Below are 13,109 nucleotides of genomic sequence, written 5' to 3'. Positions count from 1 at the left end.
CATTCCCATGCCTATCTTATGACAGCTTTAATTTCACTTAAATATTTCTTATCTTGAATATCGCCCACGTTTTGCCCAGCACCAGCTTCGCATACATACTTATTTTCAATTTTAATTTTAGTTTTTGCTTGTCTTAAAAACCATTCGTATTCAATATCCACATGTCCTATATCAATTGTTTGATATCCTTCTTTATATAAATCATATGCTAATATAGTAGCAGTAGGTCCTATCGCTAATAGAATTAATTTAGATTTATTATTTTTCTTGGCTGCTGTTAAGATTTTATCGTAATGTAAGAATGCATGCTCCTCTGGCACTAAAATTCTTTCAATTGATTTAGCATTGTCAAACAGGTCATTTCCAATCCCTAATCTACTCTTATTGCCTTCTATTACAACTATATCTCTATCTTTCCATATTAATTTTAATAACGTAAACCATTCTTTACATTTTGATTTATCTCGAAAAGGATAATAAAATCTCGATATAAAGGAGTTGTAATATACTTTTCCTTTTTTCAAATCTTTATACCACTCTAATCTATATTTTGCAGTATGAAGACGCCAATAATTCTTTGGTTCATCTGCATATATTGATAATTCCTGAAAAACATCTGGTAAACAAACCAAGAAATTATCATCTTCACTTAACAATATTTCTTTTAACCTTTTTGACAACAAATGATCAGCTCGCTGAAATGTTATATCTCGATTATGAATTAATTTAAATTCACCATCACCATACCTGGCTACGGAAGCCTTATCACGAATAATTTTTGTTAAAGTGTCATCTATAGATTGAATTGCAGGGGGCTTCAAAAAATATTTCATGAATCGATCTTTTATAATAGTTAGCCTATTCAAGCCCTGAATTTTAACATCTACTAACTTATTCCACATAAAAACTAATATGTTTTTTACTTTTATTTGTCTCATGCCGAGCTCCTTTCTAATATTTTTCTCGATAGAGCATTAGAAGGCTTTTCTTCTTCTCTTAAAAAATGATTATTATCCTTTCATTCACAGGTTACATGATTCCCTTAATGTCTCCCATTATTTTCAATTCTTCAACTAGCCTTTTTTCTCAATGAACTACCGACTCTATCATTCCCAACGGCAAGTTTCCGGCCTATTTTTATTGATGGAATTTCAATAAATTTATGACATAAGACTGACACAACGATAGTAAATAAGAAAGCAATGAATAAAATGAAAGGTATTGATATCTTTCCATAGAGCATATGAACCGTTGTTAACAAAACAATTGGATGTACTAAATAAAGGCTATACGATATTTCCCCTATAAAATGCACTGGTTTCATTCGTAATAGCTTAGAAAATCGTTTTGAACTTAGAGCAGATAGAATAATTAAACATGCACCAAAGCATATATACCAATCAATAATAACAAGATACAACGTATAATCAATTTCACCAATTAATTTAGAAAGTATCATAAATGGTATACGTGGATAATTAAAAAATAAAATACCTAAAGGTAATAATAGATATTTTACTTTTAAGTTGATAATTTTATTGATCAAATATTCCCTATTTTTAGCTAGTAATGCACCAATAATAAACATTGAGCTATAATGCAATGTGACAAAGTAATTAGTGGATACTGGCATATTAAATTCACTCGGAATGTTCTTCATTAACAAATAACCAATAGCTGATAAAAACATTGCTATCCCAATACTTACTTTCCAGTTTACTCTAAGTAAAAGAAAGATAATTAACGGAAATACTATGGAAATTCTCATCTCGTGAACTAACGACCAAATCACCATAATAAATGCATCAGAATTAAATTCGCCTAAGAATAAAATATGATTTATTACTCTATTAAAAGAAACTTCTATGTTCCATAAACCCCATTGTACTAAACCAGGGATGGTACCAATTTTAGAATGAATCCCCACTTTAATTCCTATTGCAATAAAAAGAATCACAATATAAGGAAGATAGATTCTACAAAATCTTTTCATAAGATATCCTAAATAATTAAATTTCATTCCTTTGTAAAAGGGTAAGGATAGGACAAATCCACTTAACACAAAAAAGATAATAACAGCCGAATGCCCTTGCCACAATATAGGAAAATAGACTCCAAATGTTGAATACATTATCTTTTTACCTAATATCGGAAATAACGCCAAAAAGTGTCCTATTAAAACGATGATTGCAGCAATACCCCGAAGGGAATCTAATTCTTTATAACGTCTCGTCATAATTCTTTCCTCTGTTCTAAAATAAAATTTATGAATCTAATTCTTAAAATTTAATCATTCTTCTTACAAGAATGATTAAATTTTAGAATTATTACGCAAATTTATTAACCTAATACAAAACCCTTGCGTGAATGGCAATATATCGAATAATGTAGAATATACACCTATATCCTTCGTATCACCTTGAGAGAAGTCGACAGCTCCGTTTCTTCTTGTCACTCCCATCAAATAACCGATTGATTTATCTGCACTTTCTAAACATTCCTTTGAAATATCTTCTATCTTTGCTGCATTCAACATAAACCACCCCAGTGTGGATGTAGCGGAAGAGTCTGGTCCGCATTCATTCCTGGTTACAGTCCAGTTCCAATTCCCTTGTTGTTGTTGAAAGCTCATCGCAGCTTTTGCAAATTTGTGTACACTTTCTTCTAATACAGGTTTATAACTGTTGTTTTGCGGCAATTCATTCCATGCATCTATAAGACCTATCGCAAACCATCCAAGGCCTCTTCCCCAGCCATACAGCCCTAGGGGAACTTTACCCTCTAATTTATACGCATGACATGGTATATTACTTAAACTTAACATTCCGTATTTCTCATATTCCTTAATCTGTTTTACAGCCAAACTTATACACTCACTTTTGTTATATCTAACACCGTAAGCCACTAAGAATGGACATATGAAACCTATAGTATCTACATATCGATACCCTTTCATAAACTTTCTATATTCTACCGTACCATCTTTACCTAAATGCTCTTGTATCATTTCCCAAGTAGCATCTAAGGCTTTTTTATATTTATCTATACCCTCAAAATCCAGCTTCATGATCGCATAAGCAAGTATTGCTCCATCTACATACTGAGGTTTGTGCACCCACTGACCATTATGATCAAATTTGGAGTTCAAAAACTTCGTGATTTCATGTTTCACCGCTCTGTCATCGTTATATTTGAGGTATTCAGACAATCCTAATATTAAAGATGCTTCTTGCCAATGCTGTATAGCACTTTTCGTATAATTTCCTTTCAACATGTCAATTGCGATTAATCTTGTGTTATCAGTTACCTTAATCTTTGGCGTTTTATTTAGCCACTTAACACCTATATCAGTGATTGACTGATTCCATAAACTTTTATCCGTATATCTTCCTATTTTTATTCTTCCCAGCCAATTCTTGCATATAGGAATGAAATCAATCATTATAATCATTGCGATTACAGCAAGTAACACAAAACACACTGCCTGTATAACCATATCATTATGTCCTCTCTATACTACTTAAATAATGTATATAATTTTTTTATCTCCGACTCGGTTCCTAGCTCTTCATCTGATAAGTTCTTTATTAACTTATTTCTTAATTCTTCATTATGTATTAATTTCTTAATTCCCTCCGAAAGTGAATGAGCATCCATGTCTACAATAATTCCATTTTCTTCATTTTCAATTTGGTCTTTAGCTGTACTAAAGTTTGTTACCACTATTGGCTTATGCAGTATTTTTGCTTCGTCTATTGCTATAGATTTCCCTTCGAATCTGGATGGTTGTACATATATATCTGCTTCTCTTATATACGGATAGGGATTTTCTTTCAGCCCTAACAGTAAAAAATGATCTTGAAGATGATTTTCTTCTATCATTTTTTCCAACTTATTTCGACCTTCCCCTTCTCCGATGATATGCCACTTGATTTCATATCCAGTCTCAACCAGATTCTTACATGCTTCTACGGCCAAATCAAATCCCTTTTCATGACTTAACCTTCCTACAGAAACAATCTTTATTCCTTTACGCTCTATATCTACCTTTTCCTGTGACATTTTATGTATCGTACTTGGAGATACGATGTTATGAATAACACCTATTTTGTCGTTATATATAGGAAATCTTTGTTTTAAAACATTGGCACATTCGTCCGATACCGTTACGATATGATCCAATGAACGAAAATAATCCATATCAATGTTAGGATCCATCCCTAACTTGTCATAATCAGTGTGTATAAAACCAATTTTCTTATTCGCATTTACATTGTCTATACAAAAATAAACTGGGTTCTTTTCTAAGTACCCAATCGCTACATTATACTTTTTACTTATAGTCTGTAAAGACTTTGATAGATATCGCCACACTCTTTGTTCACAACGGGCGTTGTTTTTTTCACTTTTAAATATGTAACCTGCACAAACCCTTGATAAGGCTATATCTAGTCTCCCTTGTCGCAAACATTTCATGATAGCTGCTTTTATCGGCATATCAAACAACTGATACTCAGAAGGTTCCTCCAATATATTCACTTGTTTAGGAATTTTATTAAAAAATAAACCTTCATGCTTAAATAAAAATAAATCCACATCATAGCTAGAGTAATCCATCGTATTCAACAGAGAGATTAACGACTTCTCAGCCCCACCACAGTTCAAATTATTGATAACAAATAATACGTTTTTTTTCATAATAATCACCTTTTAAAGAATTCCGTAGAGCTTATTTATTTCTTTTTCGGTTCCTAACTTTTCTGTAGATAAATGATTTACGACTCTTTCCCTCAATTCTATATCTTTGATAAGCCTTTCAATTTCATTTACTATTCCTTCTTCAGACATCTCAGCAATAATTCCGTTTATTCCATGATGTATTTGATCTTTTGCAGTTTCAAAGTTGGTCACTACTATCGGTTTCCGCAATATTTTTGCTTCATCAATTGCTATAGACTTACCTTCATATCTAGATGGTTGCACATATATATCCGCTTTTCGTATATAAGGATACGGATTTTCTCGAACTCCCAAAATTGTAAAATGGTTTGATAGATGATGATCTTCTATTAAACGCTCTAATGCATCTCTTTCATCCCCATCCCCTAATACGTACCACTTTATCTTGTATCCTTTTTCAATAAGTAACTTACAAGACTTCACCGCTAAATCTAAACCCTTTTCGTGGCTTAATCTGGCAACAGTAATAATATTGGTATAATGTTTATCAAACAAATTGTCCTCTTCTATATCTTCTTTAGATAAATCATATATAATCTTAGGGGCTACTATATTATATATAACTGTAACTTTATTTTTTAGATGTGGAAAATTTTCTTGTAACGATTTTGCACACTCTTCTGAGACCGTTATTAGATCTTCTAATTGTTCAAAATATGGTTTATCGAACCGGCAATCCATACCTGAATTCGAGTAGTTTGTATGTATCCATCCGGCCTTTCTTTTTGCCTTGACTTTATCAACCACAAAGTATATGGAAGACTTTTCAAGATAGCCTATCGCTGCATCATACTCTTTTTCTAAAACTTCAAATGACTTACTTTGATATTTCCATGTATACTGTTCTGAAATTGAAGCGTCCTCTATCAATCTATTCTTAATAGTGAACATCAATCTTGAATATGCTAAACCAATTTGTCCATTCTTTAAAAAGCCCATTATTGAATTTTTGAAGCTAGAGATAAATATTTTATAATCACTTGGCAGATCTAATATATTTACCTCTTTTGGTATCGAATTTATGAATGTTCCTGTTTTACTAAACAAAAATAAATCTACATCATATAAACTGTAATCTATCTGAGATAGTAAATTTATCAAGCTTTTCTCTCCGCCACCAGCAGATAAACTAGGCATAACAAATAGTAGTTTTTTTTTCATGATGTACCCCAAATTAATTAGACAATTCTTTCAAATATTCTACTGCTTTGTAAGACATTTTCTTTATATTCGGTATAGATTGTTGCAACTTTTGTCTTATTTCCTCTTCCTCTCTTACCATCTCATCAAATCTTGCTTTTAATTTATTACTATCAGATATTTCCTCTATATTTAAAACTAATTTCTCTTCTCCAAATATATCTTTAGATATACCTTTAGACTTTACACTATATCCTAATACCATAGTCGGAATAAAACTTGAGTAAGCTGCTATAGTTGCATGCGTTCTAGCTCCTATAAAGAAACGCATTCTAGCTATATATCCCTTATATTGTATTGCGTTTAGGTTATTTGGTAGCAGAATCACTCTGCCTGTATCCTTAAATTCTTCGTAATATTTGTAGAGAACTTCGTAATCATTGTTCCCATCCTCAATAACGTGAGGCGTAAGAGCAATTGTCATATCTGTAGTATTTAATATGTGATTAATTAAATCCCTTACCGCAACTTGAGAATTTTTATTTCTATTCCTTACAAGCGGACTAAAGTTAAGACCTATTGTATTTCCTTCTTGCCATCCATTAGGCAATTCCAATTCTTCCTTCTCCATCGTAAACGCAGCATCGGCACACAACTGAACATTATTCAGCCCGTGTTTTTTCAACATATTATAGGTAAGAGTTTCACGTGCTAATATTAAATCAAAGAGCTTTAGATCTTCCAACTTTCGTTCAGACATATCCTCTTCTCCTATAGAACATCCCCATAATACTAGCTTTTTCCCCTGCATTTTTACTCTTCTATCAATCTCATACCACCCAGGTTGCTCTCCGTAGCAATAGTTATCCCCACCGATAGATAAACATACATCGGCACTTTTGATATGCTTGATTATATTATGATGGATTTTTCCCAATGCATAAGACTCATCGTTAAAGAACTTTACTTTAACTGAAGATAATAGCCAATCATATGAATACTTTTTCAGACTGATGCTGGAGCCATCATATATACAATCTAACTTATTGATTACCTTATCTGTTTCGGGTCTATCTGATGCCAAACATACTTTTGCTCCATCTATTTTTTCTTTTATAATATTTGTAGAAGCTCGAACTATCGCTTCGCACCCTCTATTCAAACTGCCCCCATGAGCAAACATCATAATCTTCACGCTAACTTCCTCCAATTTCATCTATTTCTAAATCTGCTGTAAGAGACTGCAAAGTATAATCCCGCAGTAAATTTTCTTTTCATCATATTTATTAAAAATTTTTCATATCTCCCAAGCTTGCTATAAGCTTCTCCATAATATAGTGGCAATGCCTCTCTAACATATTTATTACGTACCATATTTTTTACGTATTTATATCTCTTACTAAACCGTATGTCCTTAGACGGTTCAAAATAAATATATATGTAGGAAATTACACTATTGATAAACTTTATTGATTTCAGTTCACGTATCTTTACCTTGTCAACCTTTCCCGTATAGGTTTTTGGTAATTCCATATTATACACTTCGACAGCTCGCTTGAAGTAATCTTTTTTCGAGGTATCTCGAGTTGCACTACCAGCTACTTCTCTATAATGGTAACCTACATAATCTATATATTTCATATGAGTTGCAATGCTAAAGAATTCAACGTTAAACATTCCATCTTCCCCCAATGCAATCCCGCTTGGGAATTTAACGTTATTCTCTTTGATTAAACTATTTCTATAGATCTTATTTACAACAGTATTTAAATTATCTGCCTTAAGGAAATAAGGTAATATTTCTTGCTCTATATAATCTTTTTTAAGAACAATATCTATAGGAAATGGATATTTTATAATTACCTTATGTCCTTCCATCTCGCCCTTAAAATTTGATATAACTACATCACAATTACTCTGCTTCACTGAGTTGTATAGTGTTTCATACATATCCTTGTCTATATAATCATCAGCATCAACAAATCCGACATATTCTCCAGCAGCTAACTGTAAGCCCATATTTCTTGCAATACTTACACCTTGATTTTCTTGATTTATAAGTGTTATTCTGTCATCTACTTGTTTATATCCCTCAATAATTTCTCTGCTATTGTCTATCGAACCATCATTAATAAATATAAACTCACACTCTTGGAGGGTCTGATTTAAAAGTGACTCTATGCACTGAGTGATATATTTTTCTGCATTATAGACTGGTATTATTACACTTACTTTTTTACTCATTCCTAAATCACACCTTTATGAGAAATCTCTTATGCTATAGTCATAAATACACCTTTATTGTTATCTCCTATACTTGATGTATTTATTGTTTAGGCGCCTATAATTTTATACAGCTTATTCAACTCAGCATTATTACTGTAATCTCTATCTCGCAAATTATTGATTAATGTTTTCCTTAGCTCATCGTCTCTATATAAGTTTTCGATTCCTTCGACTAACCCCTCTACGCTTAAATCACATATAACGCCCTCAATTCCATCATCCAATTGACTGGCTGCAGTAGGATAATTCGTTATCAATATAGGCTTTTCTAGGATTTTAGCTTCCGTAACCGTAACTGCCTTTCCCTCATATCTGGACGGCTGAACGTATAAATCACATAATCCCATATATGGATATGGGTTGATTTGTTTGCCTAATAGTATAAAACTGTCTTCTAACTGTTGTTCCTTTATCAGTTCCTTAAGGGTCGATTCCTCTGATCCGTATCCTATCACATACCATTTTATGTTATTTAACCCCTTATTATGTAACGCTTTAAGAGCTTTTATAGCAACATCAAACCCTTTAGCATATGACAATCTTCCAACCGATAAAATATTAAAAGCGCTGTTATCTTGTTTATTAAAACTTACAATATCTTCAGCCATCTTCCGAATAAATTTGGGCGAAGTAATATTTTCTATTTGTAAAATTTTATCTTGTAGCGATGGATATACAGTCAAGAATGCCCTTGTACATTCGTCTGATATAGATGCTATATAATCAAACTTATTCCACATAGCAAGGTCAATTTTATTATCAATTTCTAGTGTGCTATAATCCGTATGAATCCAAGCTACCTTCTTATCAGCGCTAACAGTATCAGCTAAAGGATCGTGTGGCCATGCGTAGCTAATTGCAAAGTCATACTTTTTTTTCTGCTTAGGCAAAAAATATGCTGCATACTTTGACACAAGCTGCATCTGAACATATCCCGAACCTTCCTTTAAACGTCTCTTTTTCGATATTCTCCCTGCCATATACTTACTTATTATTCTTGTGATTACTGCCCCAAAATATCGTTCACGTATACATTGCGCAATTGACTTCCTAAAGACAGTATATCCACCTACCTGTGGTAGTACGTTAACTTTATTAGGTACTAGATTTAAGAACTCTCCGGTATGATTAAATATCAATAAATCTATGTTGTATGTGTCATAGTCGAAACTTTCCAGCATATTAATTAAACTTCTTTCTATTCCACCAATTTCCATATCATAGATAGAGATTAAAACATTTTTTTTCATACGCTTCCTCACGTTCATGTTTTGATGTAAGTAAATGAAAATAATCGCAGTATGTAAAAACTTTTTATTAGCTGCTTAAACTAGCGCGATCGATACACACATTCTCTCTTTTATTCACAAACAGCGTATTAGAAGGAATACGACCTTTTACAACGCTTCCGGCGGCTATTACGGTATTATCGCCTATAACAGTATCCTTCAATATAACTACATTAGAACCAATCCAAACATTCTTCCCTATCTTTACCTCACCTTTTACCAAATGGCCATCTGTAGGGTTTTTATAATTATGGTCGTGGTCATTAATACACACATTTGGTCCTATCTTTGTATGTCTTCCAATCGCTATTCTATTTACACAGTTGATATTACAATTATCATTAATGAATACTTTTTCTTCTATATCTAATACTCCGTCAAAGTCCATTCTAATGCTGGCATTCTTTCTTACAAATACAAACTTTCCAATATTGACTTTTGAACGCTTATTGAAGATCTCAATTTTGCTATTTGCTTGAAGAGAAAAGACTGAGCACTTTATATTACGAAAGTATATTACCTTATAGAAAGCGCCTCTTAATGCACCTATTAAGTGTGAAATATTCATTAATATAGTAAAGTACAGTCCTCTATTACGGCTTTCTGCAACTATCGTTTGAATTATTTTCTTGAATACCTTAGTCATGTGTATTCTCCTTAAAACCTTCTTTTCTTGTCACATATTTTCTTAACCTAGCAATGTTATTTCCACCTATCACTTTTGCTAAAATCAATTTTATATTACTCTTGATTCTTACTTTAGGAGGCAACCAGCTTTTGTAAAAGTGATGCATTGCATACGTATTTTCAGTTATAAACTTTCTACAATTGATATAATCATACGGAGAAAAGTAGGTTTGTGGATAAAAGGCTCCCATCCCACTTATTTCTTGATATTCTCCATTTAATTTCAATCCCACATTTTGCAGTATGTTAGTTACAACGGCCACATTGGTTAAATCATCGTAGTTTCCATCCTCTTTGATAAACCCTTTTCCTTCATATGAATCCAAAAACATTTTAATTAACTTATTTCCTTTAATCGACCCTATCGTACTTGTCGCTATGTAATTTTCTTGTTCAAATCCCCAAAATGAATCATGATGAAGCATATCATCAAAAGGTTTGAATACCTCTACATCCGTATCTAAGTAAATCCCTCCAAATTTATAGAGAGCGTATACCCTTACATAATCACTTACAAATGCAAATTTTTTGGATTCATAAGCTTCTTTCACATATAAATTACAATTCATATCAAAATTATCTTCATTCCACTCAATTATTTCATACTCGGACAAATTCTTTTTCCAACTATTTATACATCTTTTTACTATTTCAGGCTTTTCCCCTTTACCAAACCAACAGTAGTGGATAATGCGCGGAACCTTTTCTGTAAATGCCAACTCAGGATCCCCTTTCTTAACATATGAAATTGTATACTAAGATACACAGATATCCATGTTTCATTGCTCAACTAACCATGAGCATATTTCACCTTAAAGACCTTAGAATTTTAGAAAATCACTTGTATAAACAATCCCTAACGAGATTACTTGCTCGTAGATATAGAAAATAAAATACAATATTAATATTGCATAATAAATTAGTTTTTGATCTTTATCAGTAAATAACTTGATGATCCATGAAATTAAAATTAATTGATATAATCCAAAATATATAGAAAATCTTGCAAAAATCCAATTTTGTGTTGAAATTACCATGAATACGAGTCCTAATATAGACATATTTACTATATAGTCGCTGCCTGGAAATATCCTCCTGAGTTTCTCTCTCCCAAGATAAGCAATAATAATTGGCGGAATATTGACTCCAACTCTAAGTATGTTTGCACCGCCCTCAGAAAAATTCTTGTAATCTCCATACTGACTATCCCCTATGACTGAGAATAACGTATCTATAAATTGATTAAACCCTATAACGATAAGTACAGAACAGAAAAGGGTTACATATGTTTCCCATGACCATGCCTTTCTCCTAATCATAAAATAGATCGGGATAAGGATAAGTGCAGTTTGATGTATTGTTGATGCGAGCAAAATAATTAAAACATACTTTTTCCAGTTACCTTCAAATATGTATTTTGTTGCAGCAAAAATGATTGAAGCCGCCATAAATTGTCTTATTCCATTCATTGATACTAAATACATTCCACCTGTTATATATACATATAAACTTAATTCAAACATTCTTGCATACTTATATAAAACCAATACAATAAGTACATTTGTTATTAGTGCAGTTACAAAAATCAATATTTGAGGGTCATTAGAAAATTTTTTTAAAATCATCTGAAAAACATTAAAACCCATATCTTTTGCTTCTTTTATACGCTCCCAATCAAAAGTATCTTTTTTATAGGAATACATATAAACAAAAGTATCTCCGATACCATTGCGGAGACCAGACACCATTACAAGAATAGCCATTGCAAAAAATACTAACAGCTTATTTGGCTTTGTTTGAACAATGTGCGGCCCCATCATTACAGGATTAGAAAAATATCTTGCTAAAAAAGAAAGAATATAAACTAAAGCTAACGTAACCCAAAATATAAACATTCTTAAATTCCTTTCATATTACAGATTGCAAATATAAAACTCTTTGCTATTCTTTAACCAAATCATTCATTTATATAGCCTAATAGTCTTATATTTTCCTTACAATCTAAATACATGTGACAATAAAATATATGGTTCGTTAAAGTCCTACTATTTATTTTTCAAAACAGTAGCCTTACTTGTCTTTTGAATATAAAAATGAAGCATAACCCCAAGAGGTGTAGCCATCAAAGTAATAAATTTACATGGAGACTCAATGAGAAATTTATAATTTCTAATCATCAAATTGCTAGATACATAATGTATAGATTCTCGAAACTTTTCTTTTAATGTAGGAGCATATTTCATAGCAACTTTTCTAAAAAATGAGAACCCATGAGGATTTTTTCTATACTGCTTAATAATATTCATGCTAGATCCATCTTCTAAATATTCAACATGACAAAGAACTTTATTCATGATGAGTAACGGATGCTCTTGATCAATAAGAATATATTTATAACTGAGAGGACAGTACTTTTCACCCGGAAATATTGGATATGGTGGGGTTTTTCGTGTTAACTCAGATCGATAAACTAACTTTTTGTCACCTGTGACTTTATATTTCGCATGCAAATCTGTCAGTTTAGATTCCTTCAAATGTTCTGGCATCATAGTTCCAATAACCATTCCATCTGGATTAGCATCCAGCCCTATTATGCCAGCATAATTATCACTTCCATATTCTTTCCAAAAACGAGAAATATTTTCAACAGCATCATCTGCCATATAATCATCAGAATCGATGCAAACATTAAGTTCCGTACCAATTAATTCGTAAGCTGTATTGTGTGCCCCGTGCATCCCCTGATTCTCTTGATAATGATACTGAATTGAGATGATGCCTTGGGAAATCCAATTTTCTATTAACTCTTTTGTATCATCTGTAGATCCATCATCAATAATTAACCAAACAAAATCCTTACAAGTCTGTCGCTTCAAACTTTCATAACATAAATGCAGCGTGTAAGCACGGTTAAATGTAGGTGTAAAAATTGTAAGAGTAGGTTTCAATTTGCATCTCCCCATTAAT

At 32.1% G+C, this 13,109-nt stretch carries 12 protein-coding genes; all 12 read right to left on the bottom strand.

The features are described 5' to 3' along the window. Nucleotides 1–11 precede the first annotated feature (11 nt). Nucleotides 12–938, bottom strand: coding sequence for an SP_1767 family glycosyltransferase (locus J4P91_RS08790; RefSeq protein WP_207993668.1), 927 nt, complete (start codon nt 936–938; stop codon nt 12–14). Between the two features lie 131 nt (nt 939–1,069). Next, on the bottom strand, nt 1,070–2,236 hold the full coding sequence (locus J4P91_RS08785) for an acyltransferase family protein (protein ID WP_207993666.1): 1,167 nt from the start codon (nt 2,234–2,236) through the stop codon (nt 1,070–1,072). A gap of 75 nt (nt 2,237–2,311) precedes the next feature. Further along, complete coding sequence (locus J4P91_RS08780; protein ID WP_207993664.1) at nt 2,312–3,496, bottom strand: glycoside hydrolase family 88 protein; 1,185 nt, start codon at nt 3,494–3,496, stop codon at nt 2,312–2,314. A 20-nt stretch (nt 3,497–3,516) separates the two neighbouring features. Beyond that, complete coding sequence (locus J4P91_RS08775) at nt 3,517–4,698, bottom strand: glycosyltransferase (RefSeq protein ID WP_207993662.1); 1,182 nt, start codon at nt 4,696–4,698, stop codon at nt 3,517–3,519. A 12-nt stretch (nt 4,699–4,710) separates the two neighbouring features. Continuing rightward, nucleotides 4,711–5,901 carry a glycosyltransferase gene (locus J4P91_RS08770; protein ID WP_207993660.1) on the bottom strand — a complete coding sequence of 397 codons (1,191 nt, stop codon included), beginning with the start codon at nt 5,899–5,901 and terminating at the stop codon, nt 4,711–4,713. 13 nt (nt 5,902–5,914) lie between these two features. Beyond that, nucleotides 5,915–7,075, bottom strand: a complete 1,161-nt coding sequence (locus J4P91_RS08765) for a polysaccharide pyruvyl transferase family protein (RefSeq protein ID WP_207993658.1) — start codon at nt 7,073–7,075, stop codon at nt 5,915–5,917. A 17-nt stretch (nt 7,076–7,092) separates the two neighbouring features. After that, nucleotides 7,093–8,124, bottom strand: coding sequence for a glycosyltransferase (locus J4P91_RS08760; RefSeq protein WP_207993656.1), 1,032 nt, complete (start codon nt 8,122–8,124; stop codon nt 7,093–7,095). Nucleotides 8,125–8,213: 89 nt separating this feature from the next. Further along, nucleotides 8,214–9,416, bottom strand: a complete 1,203-nt coding sequence (locus tag J4P91_RS08755) for a glycosyltransferase (RefSeq protein ID WP_207993655.1) — start codon at nt 9,414–9,416, stop codon at nt 8,214–8,216. A gap of 67 nt (nt 9,417–9,483) precedes the next feature. Further along, nucleotides 9,484–10,101 carry an acyltransferase gene (locus J4P91_RS08750; RefSeq protein ID WP_207993653.1) on the bottom strand — a complete coding sequence of 206 codons (618 nt, stop codon included), beginning with the start codon at nt 10,099–10,101 and terminating at the stop codon, nt 9,484–9,486. Beyond that, entirely contained in the window at nt 10,094–10,861 is a 768-nt protein-coding gene (locus tag J4P91_RS08745; protein WP_207993651.1) for a glycosyltransferase family 32 protein, read from the bottom strand. The genes J4P91_RS08750 and J4P91_RS08745 overlap by 8 nt, the downstream gene beginning before the upstream one ends. A 102-nt stretch (nt 10,862–10,963) precedes the next feature. Beyond that, nucleotides 10,964–12,037, bottom strand: coding sequence for an EpsG family protein (locus J4P91_RS08740; protein WP_207993650.1), 1,074 nt, complete (start codon nt 12,035–12,037; stop codon nt 10,964–10,966). A gap of 150 nt (nt 12,038–12,187) precedes the next feature. Further along, on the bottom strand, nt 12,188–13,090 hold the full coding sequence (locus J4P91_RS08735; RefSeq protein WP_207993648.1) for a glycosyltransferase family 2 protein: 903 nt from the start codon (nt 13,088–13,090) through the stop codon (nt 12,188–12,190). Nucleotides 13,091–13,109 lie beyond the last annotated feature (19 nt).

Origin of the sequence: Bacillus sp. XF8 (assembly GCF_017498755.1) — a bacterium.
In the GTDB taxonomy this organism is placed as follows: domain Bacteria; phylum Bacillota; class Bacilli; order Bacillales; family Bacillaceae_G; genus Bacillus_A; species Bacillus_A bingmayongensis.
Note: the sequence above shows the minus strand (reverse complement) of the source record. Positions and strands in the feature narration are given on the sequence as shown.